This is a genomic window from Streptomyces sp. NPDC046215, from assembly GCF_040646215.1.
Classification (GTDB): domain Bacteria; phylum Actinomycetota; class Actinomycetes; order Streptomycetales; family Streptomycetaceae; genus Streptomyces; species Streptomyces stramineus.
Genome location: NZ_JBEYZW010000008.1, coordinates 21,791 through 46,970, shown reverse-complemented (window position 1 = coordinate 46,970; position 25,180 = coordinate 21,791). Strand labels below are relative to the sequence as shown.

22 protein-coding genes are annotated in these 25,180 nt (G+C 72.8%); 16 read left to right on the top strand and 6 right to left on the bottom strand.

The genetic code is table 11. The annotated features are described in order from the left end of the window. The first annotated feature begins 95 nt into the window (after positions 1–95). The 5 genes from pdhA (ABZ951_RS05640) (at position 96) to ABZ951_RS05620 (ending at position 6,463) form a co-directional block, all read left to right on the top strand. The gene (gene pdhA, locus ABZ951_RS05640) at positions 96–1,253 is read left to right on the top strand and encodes a pyruvate dehydrogenase (acetyl-transferring) E1 component subunit alpha (protein WP_344085246.1); all 1,158 of its coding nucleotides are present in this window, start codon (positions 96–98) and stop codon (positions 1,251–1,253) included. Then, on the top strand, positions 1,250–2,296 hold the full coding sequence (locus ABZ951_RS05635; RefSeq protein ID WP_344085249.1) for an alpha-ketoacid dehydrogenase subunit beta: 1,047 nt from the start codon (positions 1,250–1,252) through the stop codon (positions 2,294–2,296). Before pdhA (ABZ951_RS05640) ends, ABZ951_RS05635 begins: the two co-directional genes overlap by 4 nt. Continuing rightward, positions 2,296–3,618, top strand: coding sequence for a dihydrolipoamide acetyltransferase family protein (locus ABZ951_RS05630; RefSeq protein WP_344085252.1), 1,323 nt, complete (start codon positions 2,296–2,298; stop codon positions 3,616–3,618). Before ABZ951_RS05635 ends, ABZ951_RS05630 begins: the two co-directional genes overlap by 1 nt. Positions 3,619–3,662: 44 nt before the next feature. Continuing rightward, positions 3,663–4,550, top strand: a complete 888-nt coding sequence (locus ABZ951_RS05625) for an NTP transferase domain-containing protein (protein ID WP_344085255.1) — start codon at positions 3,663–3,665, stop codon at positions 4,548–4,550. A gap of 443 nt (positions 4,551–4,993) precedes the next feature. Continuing rightward, positions 4,994–6,463, top strand: a complete 1,470-nt coding sequence (locus ABZ951_RS05620; protein ID WP_344085315.1) for a molybdopterin molybdotransferase MoeA — start codon at positions 4,994–4,996, stop codon at positions 6,461–6,463. A 20-nt stretch (positions 6,464–6,483) separates the two neighbouring features. Here ABZ951_RS05620 and ABZ951_RS05615 read toward each other — a convergent pair whose 3' ends face one another. Further along, entirely contained in the window at positions 6,484–7,584 is a 1,101-nt protein-coding gene (locus ABZ951_RS05615) for a potassium channel family protein (RefSeq protein WP_344085258.1), read from the bottom strand. 51 nt (positions 7,585–7,635) lie between these two features. On the opposite strand from ABZ951_RS05615, the gene ABZ951_RS05610 reads away from it, so the two are divergent. The 3 genes from ABZ951_RS05610 to ABZ951_RS05600 all read left to right on the top strand — a co-directional run bounded on the left by ABZ951_RS05610 (position 7,636) and on the right by ABZ951_RS05600 (position 9,967). Next, the gene (locus tag ABZ951_RS05610; protein WP_344085261.1) at positions 7,636–8,613 is read left to right on the top strand and encodes an NAD(P)H-quinone oxidoreductase; all 978 of its coding nucleotides are present in this window, start codon (positions 7,636–7,638) and stop codon (positions 8,611–8,613) included. 115 nt (positions 8,614–8,728) lie between these two features. Further along, positions 8,729–9,313: a hypothetical protein gene (locus ABZ951_RS05605; RefSeq protein WP_361279094.1), complete on the top strand. Its 585-nt coding sequence runs from the start codon at positions 8,729–8,731 to the stop codon at positions 9,311–9,313. A 93-nt stretch (positions 9,314–9,406) separates the two neighbouring features. Further along, on the top strand, positions 9,407–9,967 hold the full coding sequence (locus ABZ951_RS05600) for a bacterial proteasome activator family protein (RefSeq protein ID WP_344085267.1): 561 nt from the start codon (positions 9,407–9,409) through the stop codon (positions 9,965–9,967). Positions 9,968–10,073: 106 nt separating this feature from the next. Here the strand turns inward: ABZ951_RS05600 and ABZ951_RS05595 are convergent, their stop codons facing one another. Next, positions 10,074–11,771: a protein kinase gene (locus ABZ951_RS05595; RefSeq protein WP_344085270.1), complete on the bottom strand. Its 1,698-nt coding sequence runs from the start codon at positions 11,769–11,771 to the stop codon at positions 10,074–10,076. Positions 11,772–12,070: 299 nt separating this feature from the next. On the opposite strand from ABZ951_RS05595, the gene ABZ951_RS05590 reads away from it, so the two are divergent. After that, entirely contained in the window at positions 12,071–13,699 is a 1,629-nt protein-coding gene (locus tag ABZ951_RS05590) for a protein kinase (RefSeq protein ID WP_344085273.1), read from the top strand. 23 nt (positions 13,700–13,722) lie between these two features. Here the strand turns inward: ABZ951_RS05590 and ABZ951_RS05585 are convergent, their stop codons facing one another. From ABZ951_RS05585 to ABZ951_RS05575, 3 genes are all read right to left on the bottom strand, one after another. Then, positions 13,723–14,757 (bottom strand): phosphotransferase, encoded by a 1,035-nt coding sequence (locus tag ABZ951_RS05585; RefSeq protein WP_344085319.1) that lies wholly within the window; start codon positions 14,755–14,757, stop codon positions 13,723–13,725. Between the two features lie 72 nt (positions 14,758–14,829). After that, positions 14,830–15,282 carry a pyridoxamine 5'-phosphate oxidase family protein gene (locus tag ABZ951_RS05580; protein WP_344085322.1) on the bottom strand — a complete coding sequence of 151 codons (453 nt, stop codon included), beginning with the start codon at positions 15,280–15,282 and terminating at the stop codon, positions 14,830–14,832. A 155-nt stretch (positions 15,283–15,437) separates the two neighbouring features. Then, positions 15,438–16,097 (bottom strand): response regulator transcription factor, encoded by a 660-nt coding sequence (locus tag ABZ951_RS05575; protein ID WP_344085277.1) that lies wholly within the window; start codon positions 16,095–16,097, stop codon positions 15,438–15,440. Between the two features lie 364 nt (positions 16,098–16,461). Between ABZ951_RS05575 and pdhA (ABZ951_RS05570) the strand changes: the two genes are divergently transcribed. From pdhA (ABZ951_RS05570) to ABZ951_RS05545, 6 genes are all read left to right on the top strand, one after another. Continuing rightward, positions 16,462–17,613, top strand: a complete 1,152-nt coding sequence (pdhA, locus tag ABZ951_RS05570; protein WP_344085280.1) for a pyruvate dehydrogenase (acetyl-transferring) E1 component subunit alpha — start codon at positions 16,462–16,464, stop codon at positions 17,611–17,613. After that, positions 17,613–18,593: an alpha-ketoacid dehydrogenase subunit beta gene (locus ABZ951_RS05565; RefSeq protein WP_344085283.1), complete on the top strand. Its 981-nt coding sequence runs from the start codon at positions 17,613–17,615 to the stop codon at positions 18,591–18,593. Before pdhA (ABZ951_RS05570) ends, ABZ951_RS05565 begins: the two co-directional genes overlap by 1 nt. 21 nt (positions 18,594–18,614) lie before the next feature. Continuing rightward, complete coding sequence (locus tag ABZ951_RS05560; protein ID WP_361279087.1) at positions 18,615–20,066, top strand: dihydrolipoamide acetyltransferase family protein; 1,452 nt, start codon at positions 18,615–18,617, stop codon at positions 20,064–20,066. Between the two features lie 277 nt (positions 20,067–20,343). Next, complete coding sequence (locus tag ABZ951_RS05555; RefSeq protein ID WP_344095907.1) at positions 20,344–21,183, top strand: helix-turn-helix transcriptional regulator; 840 nt, start codon at positions 20,344–20,346, stop codon at positions 21,181–21,183. Between the two features lie 138 nt (positions 21,184–21,321). Then, positions 21,322–21,984 (top strand): GntR family transcriptional regulator, encoded by a 663-nt coding sequence (locus ABZ951_RS05550; protein ID WP_344095909.1) that lies wholly within the window; start codon positions 21,322–21,324, stop codon positions 21,982–21,984. A 59-nt stretch (positions 21,985–22,043) separates the two neighbouring features. Next, on the top strand, positions 22,044–23,291 hold the full coding sequence (locus tag ABZ951_RS05545; protein WP_344095947.1) for an MFS transporter: 1,248 nt from the start codon (positions 22,044–22,046) through the stop codon (positions 23,289–23,291). 99 nt (positions 23,292–23,390) lie between these two features. Here the strand turns inward: ABZ951_RS05545 and ABZ951_RS05540 are convergent, their stop codons facing one another. Next, positions 23,391–24,221 (bottom strand): maleylpyruvate isomerase family mycothiol-dependent enzyme, encoded by an 831-nt coding sequence (locus tag ABZ951_RS05540; RefSeq protein WP_344095911.1) that lies wholly within the window; start codon positions 24,219–24,221, stop codon positions 23,391–23,393. A 158-nt stretch (positions 24,222–24,379) separates the two neighbouring features. Here ABZ951_RS05540 and ABZ951_RS05535 point away from each other — a divergent pair, with 158 nt between their 5' ends. Further along, positions 24,380–25,159, top strand: coding sequence for a carbon-nitrogen family hydrolase (locus ABZ951_RS05535; protein ID WP_344095913.1), 780 nt, complete (start codon positions 24,380–24,382; stop codon positions 25,157–25,159). Positions 25,160–25,180 lie beyond the last annotated feature (21 nt).

Below are 25,180 nucleotides of genomic sequence, written 5' to 3'. Positions count from 1 at the left end.
AAAATGTGCCGACGACCGAACAATCGGTAGGGAGGGCGCGCGGCGTCGATCCGCCGTGCGACCGGTCAAGCCCGTTCCCGAAGGAGGTGCTCGTCATGACGGTCCTGGAGCAGCCCGGCTCGTACCGGCCCACCCCGCCCCCTGCCTGGCGGCCCCGCACCGACCCCGCGCCGCTGCTGCCCGACGCGGAGCCCTTCCGCCTCCTGGGCACCGACGCGGTGGACGGCTTCGACCCCGAGCTGCTGAAGCGGCTGTACGGCCAGCTCGTCCGCGGCCGCCGGTACAACACGCAGGCCACCGCGCTCACCCGCCAGGGCCGGCTGGCCGTGTACCCCTCGTCCACCGGGCAGGAGGCGTGCGAGGTCGCCGCCGCCCTCGCCCTGGAGGAGCGGGACTGGCTCTTCCCCAGCTACCGCGACACCCTCGCGGCCGTCGCCCGCGGCCTCGACCCCGTGCAGGCCCTGACGCTCCTGCGGGGCGACTGGCACACCGGCTACGACCCGCACGAGCACCGCGTCGCACCGCTGTGCACCCCCCTGGCCACCCAGCTCCCGCACGCCGTCGGGCTCGCCCACGCCGCGCGCCTCAAGGGGGACGACGTGGTGGCCCTCGCCATGGTCGGTGACGGCGGCACCAGCGAGGGCGACTTCCACGAGGCGCTGAACTTCGCCGCGGTCTGGCAGGCCCCGGTCGTCTTCTTCGTGCAGAACAACGGCTTCGCGATCTCCGTGCCCCTGGCCAAGCAGACCGCCGCGCCCTCCCTCGCCCACAAGGCCGTCGGGTACGGCATGCCCGGCCGGCTGGTCGACGGCAACGACGTCGCCGCGGTCCACCAGGTGCTCTCCGAGGCGGTGCGGCGGGCCCGCGGCGGTGGCGGGCCCACGCTGGTCGAGGCCGTCACCTACCGCATCGAGGCCCACACCAACGCCGACGACGCCACCCGCTACCGCTCCGACTCCGAGGTCGAGACCTGGCGGGCCCACGACCCCATCGACCTCCTCGAACGAGAACTGACCGGCAGGAAGCTGCTGGACGAGGACGCCATACAGGCCGAGCGGGACGCCGCCGAGCGGATGGCCGCCGATCTGCGCGAGCGGATGAACCAGGACCCCGCGCTCGACCCGATGGACCTCTTCACCCACGTCTACGCCGAGCAGACCGCACAGCTGCGGGAGCAGGCACAGCGTCTGCGCGACGAGCTCGAAGCGGCCGGGGAAGGCCACCCGGGCGTTCAGGAAGGGACACAGCGATGACCACCGCGGCTGTCAGGGCCGGCCACAAACCCGTGTCGATGGCACAGGCGCTGGGCCGCGCGATGCGCGACGCCATGGCCGAGGACCCCTCCGTCCACGTCCTCGGCGAGGACGTCGGCGCCCTCGGCGGCGTCTTCCGCGTCACCGACGGCCTGGCCAAGGAGTTCGGCGAGGACCGCTGCACGGACACCCCGCTGGCCGAGGCGGGCATCCTCGGCGCTGCCGTGGGCATGGCCATGTACGGGCTGCGGCCGGTCGTGGAGATGCAGTTCGACGCCTTCGCCTACCCCGCCTTCGAGCAGCTCCTCAGCCACGTCTCCCGCATGCGCAACCGCACCCGCGGGGCCATGCCGATGCCCATCACCGTGCGGGTGCCGTACGGGGGCGGAATCGGCGGCGTCGAGCACCACAGCGACTCCTCCGAGGCGTACTACATGGCCACGCCCGGGCTCCACGTCGTCGCCCCGGCGACCGTCGCCGACGCCTACGGGCTGCTGCGCGCCGCCATCGCCTCCGACGACCCCGTGGTCTTCCTGGAGCCCAAGCGCCTGTACTGGTCCAAGGCCGACTGGGACCTCGAACGGCCCGAGCCGGTACCGGGCATAGGCAACGCCGTGGTCCGCCGGGCGGGCACGTCCGCGACGCTCATCACCTACGGGCCGTCCCTGCCCGTCTGCATGGAGGCCGCCGAGGCGGCCACCGCGGAGGGCTGGGATCTCGAAGTCGTCGACCTCAGATCGCTCGTGCCCTTCGACGAGGAGACCGTCTGCGCGTCCGTGCGGCGTACCGGCCGGGCTGTCGTCGTCCACGAGTCGACCGGCTTCGGCGGCCCGGGCGGCGAGATCGCGGCCCGGATCACCGAGCGGTGCTTCCACCACCTGGAGGCGCCGGTCCTGCGGGTCGCCGGCTTCGACATCCCCTACCCGCCGCCGATGCTCGAACAGCACCATCTGCCCGGCGTCGACCGGGTGCTGGATGCGGTCGCCCGGCTCCAGTGGGAGTCGGAATGGACGTCCCCGGACGCCCGGAACGGAGTGCGCTGATGGCCGAGGTACGGGAATTCACCCTGCCCGACCTGGGCGAAGGACTCACCGAGGCCGAGGTCGTCCGCTGGCTGGTGAAGGTCGGTGACGTGGTCGTCGTCGACCAGCCGGTCGTGGAGGTCGAGACGGCCAAGGCCATGGTCGAAGTGCCCTGCCCCTACGGGGGCGTGGTGACGGCCCGCTTCGGGGAGGAAGGATCGGAGCTGCCCGTGGGGGCGCCGCTGCTGACCGTCGCGGTCGGCGAGCCGCTGCCGGCGGGCGCCGCCGCCCCGCACGCGAAGGACAGCACCTCGGGGGCCCCTGAAGGCCGCGGCGCGGAAGGCTCGGGGAACGTCCTGGTCGGCTACGGCACCCAGGCCCCCGCCGCCCGGCGCCGGCGGATCCGCACCCCCGCCGGCGGCCCCGCGGTCCCACCGCCCGCCCCCGCCCCCGTTCCAGACCCCGCCACCAGGGCGGTGATCTCCCCCCTCGTCCGCAGGCTCGCCCGCGAGCGCGGGCTCGACCTCGCCGAGGTACGCGGCAGCGGCCCGGACGGGCTGATCACCCGGGCCGACGTCGAGCGGGCCACCGCCCCCGCCGAGCACCGCGCGGCGGAGCCCGCCCCGGGGCGCGGCGGCCTTCAGGACGCCGGGGCGGCCCGGCGCATACCGCTGCGCGGCGTGCGGGGCGCGGTCGCGGAGAAGCTGAGCAGGAGCCGCCGGGAGATCCCGGACGCGACCTGCTGGGTCGACGCCGACGCCACGGAGCTGCTGGCCGCCCGCCGGGCGATGAACGCCGCCGGGGACCCCAAGGTGTCGCTCCTCGCCGTCCTGGCCCGGATCTGCACAGCGGCCCTGGCCGAATACCCCGAGCTCAACGCCACCGTGGACACCGAAGCCCGGGAGATCGTGCGCCTGTCCGGGGTGCACCTGGGGTTCGCCGCGCAGACCGACCGCGGGCTCGTCGTCCCCGTCGTCCGGGACGCCCACCTGCGCAACGCGGCCGAGCTGTCCGAAGAGATCGGCCGGCTCACCGAGGCCGCGCGCACCGGCTCCCTGGCCCCGGCGGAGCTGACCGGCGGCACGTTCACCCTGAACAACTACGGGGTGTTCGGCGTCGACGGCTCCACGCCCATCCTCAACCACCCCGAGGCCGCGATGCTCGGAGTGGGCCGGATAGCACCGAAGCCATGGGTCGTCGACGGGGAGTTGGCGGTGCGACAGGTCGTGCAGCTGTCGTTCACCTTCGACCACCGCGTCTGCGACGGCGGCACCGCGGGGGGCTTCCTGCGGTACGTGGCCGACTGCGTCGAGCGTCCGGCGGTGCTCCTGCGGTCGCTCTGAGCCACCGCGGCCGCGCCGGGCGGGGGCGGGGCCATACTCGACGGATGACTGGTTACGACGCCGTAGTGCTCGCCGGAGGCGCCGCCCGCAGGCTGGGCGGTGCCGACAAGCCCGCCGTGCGCGTGGGCGGGCGCACCCTCCTCGACCGCGTCCTCGGCGCCTGCGCGGACGCCGGTGACACCGTCGTCGTGGGCCCCCGCCGGCCCACCGCCCGCGCCGTGCGGTGGACGCGCGAGCAGCAGCCCGGCGGCGGCCCGCTCGCCGCCCTCGCCGCCGGGCTGAAGCACACGGCCGCCGCCACCACGCTCGTCCTCTCCGCCGACCTGCCCTTCCTGCGGCCGGAGACCGTACGGGCACTGCGCACCGCCCTCGTGGACGGCGGGCCGGAGGTGGAGGCCGTGCTGCTCTGCGACCCCGACGGCCACGACCACCCGCTGATCGCCGTCTACCGCACCGAGCCCCTCGTCCGCGAACTGGCCCTGCTCGCCGCCGAGCACGGCTCCCTGTTCGGGCTGCCCCTGCGCCTCCTCACGGCCGAGCTGGCGCTCACCCGCCTTCCCCACCCCACCGCGTCCTTCGACTGCGACACCTGGGAGGACATCGCCGCGGCCCGCGCGCGCATCAGGGACGATGGGTCCGTGCTGGATGAATGGATCACCGCTGCCAAGGCCGAACTCGGCATCGAGCTCGATGTCGACACGACCGCCCTCCTGGACCTCGCGCGTGACGCCGCGCACGGGGTGGCCCGCCCGGCCGCGCCCCTGACGACCTTCCTCGTGGGCTACGCGGCGGCCCAGCGGGGCGGGGGCCCCGAGGCCGTCGCCGAAGCGACCCGCAAGGCGGTGGCGCTGGCCGAACGGTGGGCGGCGGAGGCCGCCGACGCCGCCGAGGCCGACGGGGCGGCTGTGGCGAAGGCCGAAGAGTCGCCATGACGGACCGGAACGCCGACTCCGCGCTCGACCGCGCCGCCGCGGAGGCGCTGGCACTGCTGGCGGAGGACCGGCGGTCACGCGCGGATCGCCGGGCCTCCGCCGGAGAGGAACTCTCCGGCGGCCTGGGGACGCCCGCCGGCGGGAACGCCGGCGCTCACGACGCCGGGTACGACTTCCTGTTCGCCGACGACACCCGGGACCGGCCGCGGTGTGAGGCCGCCTCCGGCGAGGCACCCCCGGGCGGGCCCGGAGCGGGCGGGTCGGAGGCTGAGCCGTTCTCCGCGGACGGTCTCTCCGGCAAGCCGCACGTGCCCGCGTCGGGGCGGGAGGTCGCTTCCCAGGACGCCGGGTATGACTTCCTGTTCGTCGACGAGACACCCGTCCCGCCGGAGGCTCAGGCGTCCTCCGCCGACATGTCCGCCGAACCTCCGCACGTGCCCGCGTTGGAGCGAAAGGCCGCCCCCCAGCTCCCCGCCTACGACTTCCTGCTCGCCGACTTCGCAGACGGCGCTCCCACCTCCTCGCAGCCCGCGTCGGCCTGCCGCGAAACCCCCGAGGAACCCGGCCCCGGCCCTGGCCCCGCCCCCGCACCTCCCGGATACGACTTCCTCTTCGCCGGCAGCAGTGCGGCCGACGTCTCCCCCGAGCGTGCCGCCCCCCGGCAGGAAGCCGGGCCTCCCGGCGGCACCCCCGCCGCCGATCCCGCCCCCCAGCCCCCGCGGCACGCCGCCACCCCGTGGCCCGGTGCCTGTGGCGCCGCCTCGGGTGCCGGTGAGCGGCTGCCGGCCGTCGTGCGGTCCCTCGACGGTGCTCTCGGGCACGTTCTCGCCGCGCCGCTGGCCGCGCTCACCGATCTGCCGTCGTTCGACACCTCGGCCATGGACGGCTGGGCGGTCGCCGGGCCCGGGCCCTGGCGGCTGCCTCGGGACGGCGGGGGCGTCCTCGCGGGGGACGAGCACACGGAGACCTCGCCCGTCCGCGACGGCCACGCCGTCCGCATCGCCACCGGTGCCCGTGTGCCGCCCGGCGTCACCGGTGTCGTGCGCAGCGAGCACGGCGAGGTGACGGAGCAGGGCGAGCTCTACGCGACCCGGCACGTCACCCACGGCCAGGACATCCGCCCCCGCGGCCAGGAGTGCCGCCGCGGTGATCTCCTGGTGCCGGAGGGCACCCCCGTCACCCCCGCCCTGCTCGGGCTGGCCGCCGCCGCGGGATACGACGAGCTGAGCGTGACGCGCCGGCCCCGCGTCGACGTCCTCGTCCTCGGCGACGAACTGCTGCGCGAGGGCCTGCCGCACGGCGGCCGCATCCGGGACGCGCTCGGCCCCATGCTCGGCCCCTGGCTGTCCGCGCTCGGCACCGAGGTGATCGCGGTCCGGCGGCTCGGCGACGACGCCGACGCGCTGTACGCGGCCCTGACCGCGTCGGACGCCGATGTCGTGATCACCACCGGAGGCACCGCGGCGGGCCCGGTCGACCACGTCCACCCCACCCTGCGACGCCTGGGCGCCGAGCTGCTCGTCGACGGGGTGGCGGTGCGCCCCGGTCACCCGATGCTGCTCGCCCGGCTCGCACCCGGCCGGCATCTCGTCGGCCTGCCGGGCAACCCCCTCGCGGCCGTCTCCGGTCTGCTGACGCTCGCCGAGCCCCTGCTGCGGACACTCGCCGGGCGCCCCGCCCCGGCCCCCTACCGGGCCGTCCTCACCGAGGCGGTCCAGGGGCACCCGGCCGACACCCGGCTGGTCCCCGTCGTCCACCGGCACAGCGAACGGGCCCAGCCGCTCCGCTTCCACGGCCCGGCGATGCTGCGGGGGGTCGCCGCGGCCGACGCGCTGGCCGTCATCCCACCGGGCGGTGCCCCGCAGGGCGCGGCGGTGGACCTCCTGGAACTCCCCTGGGCCGGGTCGGCGTAAGACACGCCCTAGCGAGGCCGTCAGTCCCCCGCCGGCACCGCGGCCTTCTTGATGGTGATGACCCGGTCCGTCGGCTGAAGTTTCGCCGCGTCCGCGTCGGTGAAGTGCAGCAGCCGGTGGCCGCGCACCACCGCCACCACCAGGTCCTCGCAGTCGCGCGGCCCGTGCCCGGCCTCGCGCTTGGTGACGGGCCGTTCGACGACGTCCAGGCCGTTGCCGTACGTCAGCAGGTCCTCCAGCACCGTGCCGACGTTCGGGCTCATCATCGACATGCCGAGCAGCCGCCCCGCCGAGCTGGAGCTGGTCACCACCGTGTTGGCGCCGCTCTGCCGCAGCAGCGGCACGTTCTCGTCCTCCCGCACGGCGACGACGATCGTGGCGTGCTTGTTGATCTGCCGGGCCGTGAGGGTGACCAGGGCCGCGGTGTCGTCCCGCTCGGTGCAGATGACGACCTGGGTGGCCCGCTGAAGTTCGGCGCGCAGCAGCGTGTCGGAGCGGGTGCCGTCGCCCAGGACGGCGACGAGGCCGTCACCGGCCGCCGCGTCCACGACCTTCTTCTGCGGGTCGACCACCACGATCTTGTCCTTGGGCTTTCCCTGCCCGATCAGCGTCTCGATCGCGTGGCGACCCTTGGTGCCGTAGCCGACGACGACGGTGTGATCTCGCATCCGGGACCTCCAGCGGTGGATGCGCACTTGCTGGCGCGTCCGTTCGGTCAGCACTTCCAGGGTGGTACCGACCAGAATGATCAGGAACAACACGCGCAGTGGCGTGACCACGAAGATATTCGTCAGCCGCGCCCCGTCGCTCACGGGCGTGATGTCGCCGTAGCCGGTCGTGGAGAGGGTGACGGTCGCGTAGTACGCGGAATCGAGGAAGTCGACCCGGCCGTCGGAGTTGTCGTTGTACCCCGCGCGGTCGAGGTAGACGAGCAGCGTGGTGACCCCGAGCACCGCCAGTGCCATGACCAGCCGGCGCGTCACCTGCCGCAGGGGTGCCGCCACGTGCTGGACGGGCATGACGATGGCGCGCCCCGCCTCCGTGTCCTCGTCGGCCTCGCTCCGGGTGCGGCGCCAGAGCGAGCGCAGCAGCGAACGGCTGGTCATTTTGCGGGTAGCCATGGGCTCCATGTTCCAAGATGGTGCGGGGCCGCCGGGAGTAGCCTCGCGGGCATGCATGCGATCACCATTCCCGAACCCGGCGGACCGGACGCCCTGGTGTGGGCCGAGGTCCCCGACCCCGTACCCGGCGAGGGGGAGGTCCTGGTCGAGGTCGTGGCCAGCGCCGTCAACCGCGCCGACCTGATGCAGCGCCAGGGATTCTACGACCCGCCGCCCGGCGCGCCCCCCTACCCCGGCCTGGAGTGCTCCGGCCGGATCGCGGCGCTCGGCCCCGGTGTGAGCGGCTGGGCGGTCGGCGACGAGGTGTGCGCCCTGCTGGCGGGCGGCGGGTACGCGGAGAAAGTCTGCGTCCCGGCCGGACAGTTGCTGCCCGTGCCCGACGGGCTGGACGTCGTCACCGCCGCCGCGCTGCCCGAGGTCACCGCGACCGTCTGGTCGAACGTCTTCATGGTCGCCCACCTGCGCCCCGGCGAGACGCTCCTCGTGCACGGCGGCGGCAGCGGCATCGGCACGATGGCCGTGCAGCTGGCGAAGGCCGTCGGCGCCCGGGTGGCGGTGACGGCCGGCAGCCGGGACAAGCTGGAGCGCTGCCGTGAGCTGGGCGCGGACATCCTCATCGACTACCGCGAACAGGATTTCGTGGAGGAGCTGCGCAAGGTGACGGGCGGTGTCGGCGCCGACGTCATCCTGGACATCGTCGGCGCGAAGTACCTGGAGCGCAACGTCGACGCCCTCGCCGTCAACGGACGGCTGGCGATCATCGGCCTGCAGGGCGGCCGCAAGGGCGAGCTGGACCTGGGCAAGCTGCTCACCAAGCGGGCCGCCGTGATGGCGACGTCGCTGCGGGGCCGGCCGCTCGCGGAGAAGGCGGCGATCGTGGCGGCGGTGCGGGAGCACGTCTGGCCGCTGATCGCCGGGGGCCGGGTCCGCGCGGTTGTCGACCGGACGATGCCCCTGCGGGACGCGGCGGCCGCGCACCGGGTCCTGGAGGAGAGCGCGCACGTCGGCAAGGTGCTGCTGACGGCCTGACCCCCCTGGGGGCGCCGCCCCGTCACCCGAACGGCCGCCCGCACGCGCCCCCTCCCGGGGCCCGTGTGACGGTGGGGGTGTTGGCGGGGCGGCGGCTCGTGCGAAGGGCGGCGGCGTGAGCGGTGGAGCGCGGGTGATGTCCCTGGCGGCGCCCCTGGTGGCGGCGGCCGTCCTGATCGCACCCGTCACCCGGGGCCCGGAGCTCCCGAACCCGCCGCCCGCCCGCCCGTCGGCCGGCATATCCCCCGCCGCGTCCCCCTCCGCCACCGGCCTCGTCCGCGAGGGGTCGCCGGCCCCCGCCCCGCTCCTGGCCTCCCCGGCGCCCCCGGACGGCGCCCGGCTCGCCGGGAACGACGCGGGCGCGGGCCGCACCCACCCGGGACGGACCACGGACCCGTCCGCCGCCGCCCCCTCGCCGCCCGGGGCCCGCAACGCCGACGGCACCCACGACGGCAACCCCGCCGACGCCGACGCGCCCGGGCCGCCCGACACGCCCGGCCGGCCGGAACCGGAGCTGCCGCGGGACCCCCTCACGGGCCACTACGAACCCGACCCGGCCTCCACCCGCGACAGCGGCCACCGCGCCCGCGCCACGGGCTACGGGGACCGGGTCCTGCGCGTCCTGCCCCTGGGCACGGGCCTGGCCCTCACCGGACTGGGACTCGGTTTCTTCGCCCTGCGGCTACGGCGCGCGAGGTGAACAGGGGGCGCGCGACGGAGCGCCTGGCACGGTGGATCAGGCGTGTGCGGGGGCATCAACAGGGGGAAATCACCTGTGCGAGAGAATGGCGGCATGGATATGCCGAGGAATGAACGGTCGCAGGAGAGCCCGCACGTCCTGGTCGTAGGCCCGGACGGCATGGCTCTCGGCAACGCCAGCCCCGGCGGCGGGGAGGGCGACGACGAGTCGCGCGAGGTCCCGGTGACGGAGATGGTCGAACAGCCCGCCAAGGTCATGCGCATCGGCAGCATGATCAAGCAACTGCTGGAGGAAGTCCGGGCCGCTCCTCTGGACGAGGCGAGCAGGGTCCGGCTCAAGGAGATTCACCACAGCTCCGTCAAGGAGCTGGAGGACGGCCTCGCCCCCGAGCTGGTGGAGGAGCTGGAGCGCCTGTCGCTCCCCTTCACCGACGAGACGATCCCCACCGAGGCCGAGCTGCGCATCGCGCAGGCGCAGTTGGTCGGCTGGCTGGAGGGGTTGTTCCACGGCATCCAGACCGCGCTGTTCGCCCAGCAGATGGCGGCGCGGGCGCAGTTGGAGCAGATGCGCAGGGCACTCCCGCCGGGCGTCCTCGGTGAGGACGACGGCGAAGGCCCCCAGCACGGCGGAGCCCGCTCGGGCCCCTACCTGTAGGCGCGCCCGGAAATCGAAAATCGGTCAGCCGCTGACCGTGACACGCCGGTGCCCGGTACCTCCGCAAGGAGGTACCGGGCACCGGCGTGTCAGCGGGCGCCGGGAGCTACGACGCGGGGTCACCCGTCGAGACGGTCAGCACGAACTGGTCGGACGACGACTTGGGGTCGAACGGATCGCCGTACTTCGGGGTCTGGCTGAGCACGGTGCCCTGGCCCCAGACGTTCTCGTTCTGGTTGTCGATGCGGTACTTCCAGCCGGCCGCCTGGAGGCACGCCTTCACCGAGTCCACGTGGAGGTAGGCGAAGTTGGGCGCCGACTTCTTCGACTTGTCGCTGTAGTACTCGTAGGCGTCCGTGCACTTCTTCTTGTCGATGGTCTTCGACTTGTCGCCGTCCTTGTGCTTGGACTGCGTGCCGTTCGCACCGCCCGTGGCACCACCGGACAGGTTGCCGCCGGTGCCCGCCGGAGGAGCCGACGCCGAGGACGACGGGCCGTCGGCCACGTTGCCCTTCTCTTCGCCCTTGCCGCCGTTCAGGGCGATCGCCGCGATCACGCCGATGACCGCGAGGACGGCCACGGCCGCCGAGCCGATCAGCACCGGCTTGTTGTTCTTGCCGCCGCCGGGCGCCGGCGCCGGACTCTGGGCCGGGTTGATCGTGTACGGCGGAGGGGTGTGCAGGCCGCCCTGCCCGCCCTGGAAGGGCTGGGCGGGGGTCTGGTAGCCCTGGTTGACCGGCGGCGGCGTGGAGGGCCCGTACGCGCCGTACGGGCTCTGCTGCGGCGGCTGGTACGGCGTCTGGACGCTCTGCGGGCCCGGCGCCGGTGCCTGCTGGTCGACGGGCGGGAAGACCGCGGAACCCACGCCGGCGCCGCTGCGCGCCGGGGGCCCGCCGGCGATGATGATCGGCGAGGCCGCCGCCTGCGCCGTGCCCAGCACGCGCGCGCACTCGTCGCGCATGGACTCGGCGCTCGGGAAGCGCTCGTTCGGGTTCTTCTTCAGCGCGCGGGCCACCAGCGCGTCAACGGCCGGCGGGATCGACCGGTTGATCGTCGACGGCGCGACCGGCTCCTCCTGGACGTGCGCGTAGGCGATGGCCAGCGGGGAGTCCGCGTCGAAGGGCAGCCGCCCGGTCAGCAGCTCGAAGAGCATGATGCCGACCGAATACAGGTCGGAACGGGCGTCGACGCCGCGCCCCAGCGCCTGCTCGGGCGAGAGGTACTGCGGGGTGCCGACGACCATGCCGGTCTGCGTCATCGAGGTGACACCGGACTGCATGGCGCGGGCGATGCCGAAGTCCATGACCTTGACCACGTTGCGCTTGGTCATCATCACGTTGCCCGGCTTGATGTCCCGGTGGACCAGACCCATCTCGTGGCTGACCTCCAGGGCGGCCAGCACATCGGCGGTGATCTTCAGCGCCTTCTCGGTCGGCATCGCGCCGTACTGCCGGACGTCCGCGTCGAGGACGGAGCGCAGCGGCTGCCCCTCCACGTACTCCATGACGATGTACGGCATGGTCGACCCGTCGAGGTCGTCCTCGCCCGTATCGAATACCGAGACGATGTTGGTGTGTGTGAGCTTGGCGACGGCCTGGGCCTCGCGGCGGAACCGCTCGCGGAAGGACGCCTCGCGCCCGAGCTCGGTGTGCAGGGTCTTGATGGCCACCTGGCGGTCCAGGACCGAGTCGTACGCCAGGTGCACGGAGGCCATGCCGCCCTCGCCGAGGAGGTCGCGCAGCTGATACCGGCCACCTCCGACAGACCGGCCCGTGTAGCGGCCTTGTGCGCCGTCCTGGCTCATTGTTCTGCTTCCCCCTTGGGCGCACTGCTCGGCGTACGGGTCCGGCCCCGGCCGGATCATCGATATATCTCGGCCAAGTCTGCCCGAGGCAACGGGCACGTCAAGCCGCGTGCCCGTTCCGTGACGGGATGCGCGACAAGCCGTCACGAGATTTGCCTTGCTCAGGCTCGTACAGGTTTGATAGCGCGTCCATCCGGGACCGGTGTGCGGCGCGGAGCCTGTAGCGTGCCTTAGCGGAAGACCGTTTTCCCCGCGCAGCGCCTCCCACGCGCAGCGGCCAGACACGACGGCGAGGACTGATGGCACAGACGCAGAGCGCCCAGGGTCCATCCGACCCTGACGCCAACGGGGGCGGTATGCCCGATGTGCCTGAAATGTGGGGTAACAACGGCCTCGTCGGCGACGGCCGCTACCGCCTCACCCACCGGCTCGGCCGGGGCGGCATGGCCGAGGTGTTCGCCGCCGAGGACGTACGCCTCGGCCGCACGGTCGCGGTGAAGCTGCTCCGCGCCGACCTCGCCGAGGACCCCGTCTCCAAGGCGCGCTTCACCCGCGAGGCACAGTCGGTCGCCGGGCTCAACCACCACGCGGTCGTCGCGGTGTACGACTCCGGCGAGGACACCGTCGGCCGCAACGTCGTGCCGTACATCGTCATGGAGTTGGTTGAAGGCCGCACCATTCGGGAGCTGTTGCTCAACTCCGAGGCACCCCCGCCGGAGCAGGGCCTGCTCATCGTCTCGGGCGTGCTGGAAGCGCTGGCCTACAGCCACCAGCACGGCATCGTGCACCGTGACATCAAGCCCGCCAACGTGATCATCACGCACACCGGCGCGGTCAAGGTCATGGACTTCGGCATCGCCCGCGCCCTGCACGGCGCGGCCTCCACGATGACCCAGACCGGCATGGTCATGGGCACGCCGCAGTACCTCTCGCCCGAGCAGGCGCTCGGCAAGACGGTCGACGCCCGCTCGGACCTCTACGCCACCGGCTGCCTCCTCTACGAACTTCTCGCGCTGCGCCCGCCGTTCACCGGCGAGACCCCGCTCTCGGTGGTCTACCAGCACGTTCAGGACAATCCGATCCCGCCGTCGCAGGTCCTGCCCAGCCTGCCGCCGGAGCTGGACGGGCTCGTCATGCGCTCCCTCGCCAAGGACCCGGACGACCGGTTCCAGAGCGCGGAGGAGATGCGCGGGTTGGTCCAGTACGCGCTCCAGATGCTGAACGACGGCGCCGGCCACACCGGTGGCTGGGACACCGGCCCGGTCGCGCACGCCACCGCCTCCACCCAGGCGCTCGGCATGGGCGGCACCACCGCCATGCAGCACCCGCCGCACGGCGACACCTCGCAGCAGCCGCTCATCCCCTCCCGCAACGGCGGGGACGACGGTGGCTACGACGGGTACAACGGCGGCCGCGGCGGTTCCGGTGGCGGCGGCAAGGGCAAGATGGTGCTGCTCGCCGCGCTCGCGGTGATCGTGGTGGCGGCCGGTGTGGTCTTCGCGATGAAGCTCAACGGCAAGTCGGAGGGCAGGACGGAGCAGCCGACGAAGCCCAAGTCCTCCGTCTCCCAGTCGGCCTCCCCATCCGCCAAGGAGAGCCCCGGCAAGCACAGCCCGTCGCCTTCGCGGAACGACGGCGGTGCCGTGGGCGGCACCGACTGGAACGACCGGACGCCCGACAGGGACGACGAGTCGGACGACACCCAGACGAGCACCGGCGGCGGCCACCACTCGGGCAAGCCGACCCCCGACGCGTCGACCGGTACGTCGGGCAAGCCGACACCGCCCGTCGAGTCCCCTCCGCCCTCCGGTGACAACAAGCCGCCCGTATCCCCGGACCCGGGCGGTGCGGGCGGCGGTCAGGGCGGTACCGGCACCAGCGCGGGCACCGGCGCCGCCCAGGGCGTCGTCCAGGGCGCCGGCGGCTGAGACCGGGGCGGCCCCGGCCGCCCTCAGTCCGTGAACGCGTCGCGTACGGCCTCGTACGCGCGCGTCCACCACACCGACAGCGCCGCCGACGCCGGGAAACCGGGATCGGCGCGGTGGTCTCCCAGCTGGTAGCGCCAGCTGAGCATCCAGAAGTCGTTCAGCCGCTCCCACCACACCCGGTGGACGGCCGCCGCCAGCTCCGCCGGGCCCGCGCCGCTCGCCCGCCGGTACGCGCGCGCGTAGGAGCGTATTTTCGCCAGGTCCAGCGTGCCGTCGGGCCGCAGGAAGAAGATCACCGCCGCCCGGACGGCCTCCTCGGCACGCGGCTGGACGCCGAGCCGGTCCCAGTCGACGATCGCGGCGGGCTCGCCGCCCCGGTAGAGCAGGTTCAGCGGGTGGAAGTCGCCGTGCACCCAGCCGCGGGCCGGCGCGGCGCCCGGCCGCCGGTGGGCGTGCCGTTCCAGCAGGGCGCGGCGCTCGATCAGGCGGTGCTCGGCCAGCTCGTCGAAGGAATCCCTCGGTCTGCGCCGCACGAGCGCGAGAAGCTCCTCGATGAGCGCGTACGTGTCCTGCGGGTCCGCCGAGGCGTCCGGTCCCTGCCCGGCCGGTCCGGCCCCTCCTGGGCCCGTCCAGGGCCCCTCACGGCCCTCCCAGGCCCCGCCCCGGGTCTCCTCCCGGCAGATCGTCTCCAGGCAGGTGTGCACCCGGCCCAGCAGCGTGCCGAGGCGGCGGGACTGCGCGCGGGTCAGCTCGCCGCCGCCGCGGTGGCGGCCCTCGACCCACGGGTGCAGGGCGTAGCAGCGGCCGTCGAGGACGGTGACCGTGGAGCCCTCCTCGTCGGCGACGGGCGGGGCGACGGGCAGGCCGAGGGCCGCGAGCCGCAGGGTGACGCCGTGCCGGCGGGCGATGGCGGCGTGATCGCCGTCGAGGTGGTGCTTGAGGAAGAAGCGCCCGCGGGTGGTGGTGAGGCGGTAGCCGCGGTTGAGGAGGCCCTCGGTCAGCGGCACGCAGGCCAGCGGTTCACCGGTGTGGCCGTAGCGGCGCAGGAGGGTGTGCAGCGTGCGGCTGTCGGGCCCGGGGGAGACGACCGGAGGGGAGACAAGTGAGCGCGGCACGCTCCAAATGTTAGTTCACAGCGAGTGGGCGACCTGTCGCGCGGGGACCCCTTCGAGGCGATGCACGGTGATGAACTGCGGTTCGATGCACAGGTATTCGGGATCGAAGGGCGCATCGTCCGCGGTGCGGGGCGGCCGGCCGAAGCGGTCGATCTCGGCGGGGCCGGGGGCGAAGAGCCGGGCGGTGCCGACGAATTGCACGGTCCAGACGTCCTCGTCGCCCTCGCGGCGGTCGCTGAGGTTGTCGGCGCCGTAGGCGACGACGTTGCCGTCGCAGGCCGGGGCGTAGCCGAAGCCGCCGTGCAGCCGGAGCAGGACGTGGCCGTCGGCGACGATGTGCCGGGCGACGGTGACGAACGGCAGCGCGCGCATGCTCACCGAGACCCTGCCGTAGGGCGTGCGGCTGAGCAGTTCGAGCGCGCGGTAGCGGTCGTATCCGTCGGAGGGCCCCGAGGGCGCGGAGAGCATGGGCACCATGCTGCCTTCTGTGGCGCATGGGGCCGTAGGGGCACCTGGCCCTGTCCCTCGGGACGTTGGTCCCGAATGGGCGTTTCCCGGGTGTTCCCGGGCGCCGCCGGTCCGCCGCGCGCCGGCCGGGTGCGCCGGGCGGCCGCCGGGGCGGCTCAGCGCTTCTCCGCCTGGAGCCGGGCCACGTACGCGGCGGCCTGGGAGCGGCGCTCCATGCCCAGCTTGGAGAGCAGGCTGGAGACGTAGTTCTTGATGGTCTTCTCGGCCAGGTGCAGCCGTTCGCCGATGGCCCGGTTGGTCATGCCCTCGCCGATCAGGTCGAGGATCCGGCGCTCCTGGTCGGTCAGGCTCGCGAGCCGGTCGTCGCCCTTGGGGTCCTTGCCGTCGCGCAGCCGCTCCAGCACCCGGGCGGTCGCCACCGGGTCGAGGAGGGATTTCCCAGCCGCAACGTCCCGCACGGCCGAGAGGAGCTCATTGCCACGGATCGCTTTCAGAACGTAACCGGACGCGCCGGCCACGATCGCGTCGAAGAGTGCCTCGTCGTCCGCGAAGGAGGTGAGCATCAAGCATTTGATGTTCTCGTCCTGCGAGCGGATTTCCCGGCATACTTCGACACCGCTGCCATCCGGAAGGCGAACGTCCAGAACAGCGACATCGGGCCGGGTGGCGGGAATGCGCACCAAGGCGTCCGCGGCCGTACCGGCCTCCCCGACGACCTCGATGTCCTCCTCCACGGAGAGCATCTCGTGGACGCCGCGCCGGACGACCTCGTGGTCGTCAAGTAGAAATACCGTGATTTTTCGTTGTTCGGACACGGTGCCAGTCTCACACACCAACTCTTCCCCTGCTCTTGTTCTCCGGGATAACGTGCGGACGTTCCGGCGGCCCGTACGGCCGTGCTCACAAGGACGTGACCTGGAGCGTTGCCCCGCTTTCTCGATTTACTTGGAAATCCAAGCAAAATCGCAGGTCAGTAGGGGTTTCGCAGTAATGCGGCCTTCTGGGTAACGTGCTTATTGCAGGCCATTCGCCGGGGCAACCTGTCACGCCCGGTTTCCGGCCTCGGCACACCCACCCCGTGTGCCGTCGGGGATCGAGCGGGCCTTCCCCTGTCTCACGGCGGGGGGACCCCCTCCGGCCACCGGCGACCCCGGGGGCCGGACAGACGGAGGAGCACACGTGACTGTGGACAGCACTGCCGCGCGCAAGCCGCGCCGTGGCAGCAGCAAGCGGGCGGGCGCCAAGAAGGACGCCGCCGTGGGCGAGCCCGAGCTCGTACAGCTGCTGACCCCGGAGGGCGAGCGGGTCGAGCACCCCGACTACTCCATCGACCTGTCGTCCGAGGAACTGCGCGGCCTGTACCGGGACATGGTGCTGACCCGCAAGTTCGACGCGGAGGCCACCACCCTGCAGCGCCAGGGCGAACTGGGCCTGTGGGCCTCGCTCCTGGGCCAGGAGGCCGCGCAGATCGGCTCCGGCCGGGCGACGCGCCCCGACGACTACGTCTTCCCGACCTACCGCGAGCACGGCGTCGCCTGGTGCCGCGGGGTCGACCCCACCAACCTGCTGGGCATGTTCCGCGGCGTCAACCACGGCGGCTGGGACCCCAACGAGAACAACTTCCACCTCTACACGATCGTCATCGGCTCGCAGGCGCTGCACGCGACCGGTTACGCCATGGGGGTGGCCAAGGACGGCGCCGACTCCGCCGTCATCGCCTACTTCGGCGACGGCGCGTCCAGCCAGGGCGACGTCGCCGAGGCGTTCACCTTCTCGGCCGTCTACAACGCCCCCGTCGTCTTCTTCTGCCAGAACAACCAGTGGGCCATCTCCGAGCCCACCGAGCGACAGACCCGCGTCCCGCTGTACCAGCGCGCCCAGGGCTACGGCTTCCCCGGCGTGCGGGTCGACGGCAACGACGTCCTCGCCGTGCTCGCCGTGACCAGGGCCGCGCTGGAGCGCGCCCGCACCGGCCAGGGCCCGATGCTCATCGAGGCGTTCACCTACCGCATGGGCGCCCACACCACCTCCGACGACCCGACGAAGTACCGCCGGGACGAGGAGCGCGAGCTGTGGGAGGCCAAGGACCCGATCCTGCGCCTGCGCACGTACCTGGAGCGCGAGGGCCACGCCGACGAGGCGTTCTTCGCCGGCCTGGAGACCGAGTCCGAGGCGCTCGCCAAGCGGGTGCGCGACGCGGTCCGCACCATGCCGGACCCCGACAACATGGCGATCTTCGAGAACATCTACGCCGACGGCCACGCGCTCGTCGACGAAGAGCGCGCCCAATTCGCCGCATACCAGGCGTCCTTCGCAGAGGAGAGCAACTGATGGCCGCCGAGAAGCTCTCCATCGTCAAGGCGATCAACGCCTCGCTGCGCACCGCCCTGGAGAACGACCCCAAGGTCCTGATCATGGGTGAGGACGTCGGCAAGCTCGGCGGCGTCTTCCGCGTCACCGACGGCCTGCAGAAGGACTTCGGCGAGGAGCGGGTCATCGACACCCCGCTCGCCGAGTCCGGCATCGTCGGCACCGCCATCGGCCTCGCGCTGCGCGGCTACCGGCCGGTCGTCGAGATCCAGTTCGACGGGTTCGTCTTCCCCGCGTACGACCAGATCGTCACCCAGCTCGCCAAGATGCACGCCCGCGCGCTCGGCAAGATCAAGCTGCCGGTCGTCATCCGCATCCCCTACGGCGGCGCGATCGGCGCCGTCGAGCACCACAGCGAGTCGCCCGAGGCGCTCTTCGCCCACGTGGCGGGCCTCAAGTGCGTCTCCCCGTCGAACGCCTCGGACGCCTACTGGATGCTCCAGCAGGCCATCCAGAGCGACGACCCGGTCATCTACTTCGAGCCCAAGCGCCGCTACCACGACAAGTCCGAGCTGGACACCGAGGCGATCCCCGGGCCGCTGCACGGCGCCCGCACGGTGCGCGAGGGCGGTGACCTGACCCTCGTCGCCTACGGGCCGATGGTGAAGACCTGTCTGGAGGCCGCCGCGGCGGCCGCGGAGGAGGGCAAGTCCCTGGAGGTCCTGGACCTGCGGTCGATGTCGCCGATCGACTTCGACGCGATCCAGGCGTCCGTGGAGAAGACCGGCCGGCTGGTCGTCGTGCACGAGGCCCCGGTCTTCCTGGGCACCGGCTCGGAGATCGCCGCCCGGATCACCGAACGCTGCTTCTACCACCTGGAGGCGCCGGTCCTGCGGGTCGGCGGCTACCACGCCCCCTACCCGCCGTCCCGGCTCGAGGACGAGTACCTGCCCGGTCTGGACCGGGTGCTCGACGCCGTAGACCGCGCGCTGGCGTACTGAGGGCCGAGGAGAGTCGTGACGATGACTGCAAGCACTGCCAACGACCAGCGCTTCCGCGAGTTCAAGATGCCCGACGTGGGCGAGGGGCTCACCGAGGCCGAGATCCTCAAGTGGTACGTGGCCGTCGGGGACACCGTCTCCGACGGGCAGGTGGTCTGCGAGGTGGAGACCGCCAAGGCGGCCGTGGAGCTGCCGATCCCCTTCGACGGCGTGGTGCACGAGCTGCGCTTCGCCGAGGGCACGACCGTCGACGTCGGCCAGGTGATCATCTCCGTGGACACCCGGCCGGGCGCCGGGCCGGTCCCGGCCGCCGCGCCCGCCCCCGAGGACGTTCCCGCCGCCCCGGCGGCCGAGCCGGAGGCCCCGGGCCGCCAGGCCGTCCTCGTCGGCTACGGGGCCGCCCCCTCGTCCACCAAGCGCCGGGCGCGCAAGCCGCAGCCGGGGGCGCAGTCCCCGGTGGCCGCCGCCGTCCAGGCCGAGCTCAACGGCCGTGCGGCGCCCGCGCCGGCCCCCGCCCCCGCGGCGCCGGCCCCCGCCGAGCCCGCCGCCCGGCCGCTCGCCAAGCCGCCCGTCCGCAAGCTGGCCAAGGACCTCGGCATCGACCTCGCCGCGGTCACCCCGACCGGCGCGGACGGCGTGGTGACGCGCGAGGACGTGCACGCGGCGGCCACCGCCGGCCCCGCATCCGCTCAGGTCGCCGCCCCCGGTGCCGTGGCGGAGGCGGCACCGAGTCCGGCCGGGCCCGCTCAGGGCGCCCCGGAGGGCTTCGCGGCCCGCGAGACGCGGATCCCGGTCAAGGGGGTCCGCAAGGCCACCGCGCAGGCGATGGTCGCGAGCGCCTTCACCGCGCCGCACGTCACGGAGTTCATCACCGTCGACGTGACCCGCACGATGAAGCTCGTCCAGAAGCTCAAGACCGACCCCGACATGGCCGGCCTGCGCGTCAACCCGCTGCTGCTCGTCGCGAAGGCGCTGCTCGTCGCGATCAAGCGGAACCCGGACGTCAACGCGTCCTGGGACGAGGCCAACCAGGAGATCGTCCGCAAGGACTACGTCAACCTGGGCATCGCGGCCGCCACGCCGCGCGGTCTGATCGTCCCCAACATCAAGGACGCGGGGGCCAAGACGCTCCCGGAGCTCTCCGCGGCCCTCGGCGAGCTCGTCAGCACCGCCCGTGAGGGGAAGACCGGCCCGGCGGCCATGTCCGGCGGCACGGTGACCATCACCAACGTGGGCGTCTTCGGCGTCGACACCGGCACGCCCATCCTCAACCCGGGCGAGTCGGCGATCCTGGCCTTCGGCGCGGTCAAGCTCCAGCCGTGGGTCCACAAGGGCAAGGTCAAGCCGCGGCAGGTGACGACCCTGGCGCTGTCCTTCGACCACCGCGTGGTCGACGGCGAGCTCGGCTCGAAGGTCCTCGCGGACACCGCGGCCGTCCTGGAGAACCCGCAGCGCCTGATCACCTGGGGCTGAACGGAAAGACGGCCGGTGGCGACCCCCGTGGCGCCACCGGCCGCCTGGCCGGAAGTCGGGGCCGAAAAAGAACCCCGAAAAAGTTCAGTTTTGGACTAAAGGGCCCGGGCGTCTCTCTCCTCACCCCCCTCCAGCGAGGACAGAGAGCGGTGCCCGGGCCCTTCCGTCTTCGAGCAGAGCGGCCTAGGGAATTCCGCCGGTCAGCCGGTGGAATAGCCCACGCTCCGAAATTTACTTAACATTGACCAACACTTGCAGTGTCGGATTGGGAGGACGCGTGGACGGCGGCGACCGCGTGGAGGACGACGACCGCGCGGACGGCGAATCCATCAGCCGCCTGCTCCGCGCCTGGCGGGCCCGCATCGACGCCCGCACCGTCCCCGAGCTGCGCTACACCCAGCCCCGGCCCGGCCGGCGGCTCTCCCAGGCGCAGGCCGCCCGGCTGACCGGAGTGAGCGAGGGCTGGTACCGCGCCCTGGAGGCCGGCCGCCGCCAGGACTTCTCCGAGAGTTTCCTGCTGCGGGTCGCGAAAGCGCTCCGGCTGAGCGAAGCCGAGACCCTCACCCTCTTCCTCGCGGTCTGCGGCCGCCGCCCGCCCGGCGACCCCGCCGGCGCCCAGAAGGATTTGCCCCACGGCGTGAAAGCCCTGCTCGAACAGCAGGTTTCCTACCCGGCCTATCTCTCCGACGGCGGCTGGAATGTCGTGGCGTCGAATTCCCTCATGGGCGAATGGTTTCCCTGGGTCCTGCGCCCCGCCCCCAACCTCATGCGCTGGGCCCTGCTCCACCCCGAGGCCCGCGAGCAGATGCTCGACTGGGAGGACAGCTGCGCCCGCACCTACCTCGCCATGCTCCGCGTCGCCGCCAACAGCGCGCCGGCCGACACCGAACTGCGCGCGCTCGTCCGCGAGATCCTCGACGCGGACGCCGACTGCCGCCGCATATGGGCCCAGGAGCACGACGTCGTCGAACACCGCGACGGCCACGTCTTCCGGCTGCGCCTGCCGTACCACGGGAACGCGGAGATCCGGGTGACCACCCACGTCCTGCTGCCCATACAGCGCCCGGACCTCCGGTTCGTGTTCATCACGCCGATGGACGGCTGGGCCGGCGTCTAGGACCGCCGCCCGCGCCCCCTGAACGGCAGCTGCACCGGCAGCTGAACAGTCAGCTGACCGGGCAGCTGACCAGTGCCTTTCCGTCCGGATCGCGGACAGGGACTCCTCACGCATACCTGATGTATCTAAGCTGTGCGCATGCCAAGCGTCCCCGCCCTCACCGTCAAACAGCCCCCCGCGGCCGAACGCGTCTACACCCACATCAAGGAAGGCGTGCTGCACCGCCGTTACGAGGGCGGCACCCTGCTCACCGAGGGCGACCTCGCCGACGCCGTGGGGGTCTCCCGCACCCCCGTCCGCGAAGCACTGCTGCGCCTGGAAGCCGAAGGGCTGATCAAGCTCTACCCCAAGAAGGGCGCCCTCGTCCTCGCCGTCTCCGCCCAGGAGATCGCCGACGTCGTCGAGACCCGGCTGCTCGTCGAGAAGTACGCCGCCGCCAAGGCCGTCCCCGCCTCCCGGCAGCTCATCGCCCGCCTCGAAGAGCTGCTCGACGACATGAGCCGCGCGGCCGCCGCCGGCGACCTCGCCGCGGTCTCCGTCAGCGACCGGGCCTTCCACGCCGAGATCGTCCGCAGCGCCGGCAACCAGATCCTCTCCCGCCTCTACGACCAGCTCCGGGACCGCCAGCTGCGGATGGGCGTGGCCGTCATGCACGCCCACCCCGACCGGATCGCCAAGAACCACGCCGAACACACCGAGATCCTCCAGGCGCTGCGCGCCGGCGACGCCCCGGCGGCCGTCGCGGTCATCGACCAGCACGTGAGCTGGGTGCGCCACCTCGCCAGCGGAGAGCTCCGGTGAAGGGGCCGGACCGGGCCGCGCCCGCCCTCCCCGGCGACCCGCCCGGCGGCCGCCGGGCCATGGCCGTGTGGGGCCTGGGCGTCGGCGTCTACTTCGTCGCCATCGTCTTCCGGACGAGCCTGGGCGTGGCCGGCATCGACGCCGCCGAACGCTTCCACGTGGGCGCCTCCGCCCTGTCCACGTTCTCCATACTGCAACTGCTCGTCTACGCCGGCATGCAGATACCCGTCGGCCTGATGGTCGACCGCTACGGCACCCGCAAGGTGCTCGCCCTCGGCGTCGTCCTCTTCACCGCCGGCCAGTTCGCCTTCGCCCTGTCCCACACCTACGGCACCGCCCTCGCCAGCCGCGCCCTCCTCGGCTGCGGCGACGCCATGACGTTCATCAGCGTCCTGCGGCTCGGCGCCCGCTGGTTCCCCGCCCGCCGCGGGCCGATGATCGCCCAGGTCGCCGCCCTGTTCGGCATGGCGGGCAACCTCGTCTCCACGGTCGTCCTCGCCCGGCTCCTGCACAGCGCGGGCTGGACGCAGACCTTCGCGGGCAGCGCGGCCGCCGGAGTCGTCGCCCTCGTCCTCCTGCTGCTTTTCCTCAAGGACCACCCCGAGGGCCACGAGCCCGCCCCCGAGGCGCACCCCGCCACCGGCTTCGTCCGCCGCCGGATCGTCCACGCCTGGCGGGAACCGGGCACCCGGCTGGGCATGTGGGTGCACTTCACCACCCAGTTCCCGGCCATGGTCTTCCTGCTGCTGTGGGGGATGCCGTTCCTCGTCGAACAGGAAGGGCTCTCCCGCGGGACCGCCGGGACGCTCCTGACCACCGTCGTCCTGTCGAACATGGCCGTCGGCCTCGTCTACGGCCAGGTCATCGGCCGCCACCACGCCGCCCGGCTGCCCCTCGCCCTCGGCACCGTCGCGGCCACGGCCCTGCTGTGGGCCGCCGTCATCGCCTGGCCCGCCGGCCACGCCCCCCTGTGGCTGCTGGTCACCGAGTGCGTCGTCCTGGGCGCCTGCGGCCCGGCCTCGATGATCGGCTTCGACTTCGCCCGCCCCGCCAACCCGCCCGAGCGCCAGGGAACGGCCTCCGGCATCGTCAACATGGGCGGGTTCGTCGCCTCGATGGCCACCCTGCTGGCCGTGGGCCTCCTGCTGGACGCGACCGGGGACGACTACCGGATCGCCTTCTGCTCCGTCTTCGTCCTCCAGGCGCTGGGCCTCTCCCAGATCCTCCGCCTGCGCCACCGCGCCCACCGCCGCGAACGCGAGCGGATCGTGGCGTCGAGGGTGGCGACGGTCCACGTACCGGTCTGACGACGAACACGGCCGTACCCGCTGCCTCACGGGTACGGCCGTCAGTAAGTACTGCGCGCGGAAAGCCTCCTGCCGGACGCCCGGGCTACGGCGTGACGGCTACGGCGTGATCGCGAACTCGCGCAGGATCGCCCGCGCGAGCGCCGGATCCCCCTCGACCTTGATCCGGTCCGCCGCCGCCTCCGGCCGCACCCGGCCGCACGCCAGCCGGGCGTACGTCTCCCAGTCCAGCGCCAGCGTCACCGTCGGGCCCAGCGAGACACTGCTGTCGATCTTCCCCCGCCCCTGCTCGTTGACCCGGACCGTGCGCAGGAACTCCAGCGGACCGTGCACGTCGAAGACCACCGCCGCACCGGGTGGCGCGCCCGCGTCCTTCGCGACGACCTTCGGCAGCGCGTCCAGCAGGAAGTCACGGCTGATGGCGGCCGCGGGGGAGTCCAGATTGCCCGGCACGCCGAGCGCCCGCCGCAGGTCCTGCTCATGGGTCCACACGTCGAACGTCCGCCTGATCAGCGTGCGTTCGAGGGACTGCTCATTGGCCGTGCCCAGCGGCCAGCGGATCGGCGTCTGCGGGCCGCGGTGCTCGTTGCGCAATTGCCGGCACCGTCTGATGATCGTGAGATCCAGCTCCGAGGTCATCTCCAGGGCCGTGTGGCAGCGCCGCACGTCGACCTGCACCTCGATGTACCGGGAGAATTCATCGGTCACGTGGTAGAGATCGCGCGGCAGCGAATGGATCGGCCGTGGCTCGCCCAGCATTTCGTTCTCGACACCGATGACATGCGAGACCACGTCGCGCACGGACCACCCCGGGCACTCGGTGGCCCGGTTCCAGTCGCTCTCGGCGAGTGGTTTCACCAACTCGTGGATCGCTTCGATGGAGTGGGTCCAGGCGTCGATGGTGGGCTGAAGGCTGGGGTGGACGGTCACGGAATCCCTCGGGCGGTGCGTACGTGCGCGGACTGGCTGCCAGGACGTGCGTCGGGTGCTTCGGCTGCGGGGCAAGTGCTGTCTGGATGCTCAGCAGTTAAGTTACGCTGCACATGGCCGACCCGGCAGTGGTTTCGGACGCTGAAAGCGGTGGTACTGTGCGCGCTTCCTTGATCCAGATCGGGGTGGACCCGGACGAGACGGTCGCCGCCCGCCGGGCCCGCGCCGCCCGCCTGGTACGCGAACAGCACGGCAGTGACCTGGTGGTACTGCCCGAACTGTGGACCGTCGGCGCCTTCGCCTACGAGTCCTTCGCCTCGGGCGCCGAACCCCTGGAAGGCCCCACCGCCGAAGCCATGGCGGACGCCGCGCGCGACGCGGGTGTCTGGCTGCACGCCGGCTCGATCGCCGAACGTGACCCACAGGGACCGCTCTTCAACACCTCCCTCGTCTTCTCTCCCTCCGGCGCCCTCGTCCGCACCTACCGCAAGATCCACCGCTTCGGCTTCGACCAGGGCGAGGCCGTCCTGATGAGCGCCGGCACCGACCTCGTCACCGTGCCCCTGCCGCAGACCACCCTCGGCCTCGCGACCTGCTACGACCTGCGCTTCCCCGAGCTCTTCCGGGCCCTGGTCGACGCCGGCGCCCAGACCCTCGTGATCCCCGCCGGCTGGCCCGACAAGCGCCGCGAGCACTGGACCCTGCTCGCCAGGGCCCGCGCGGTCGAGAACCAGTCCTACGTCCTGGCCTGCGGCACCGCCGGCACCCACGCGGGCGTCCGCCAGGCCGGCCACAGCATCGCCGTCGACCCCTGGGGCGAAACCCTCGCCGAAGCCGGCCACGACGAGGAGATCCTCACCGTGGACCTCGACCCCGCCCGCGTCACCGCCACCCGCGAGGACTTCCCCGCCCTGAAGGACCGCGTACTGGGCAGGTGAGTCCCACGTTCCGGACGCCGG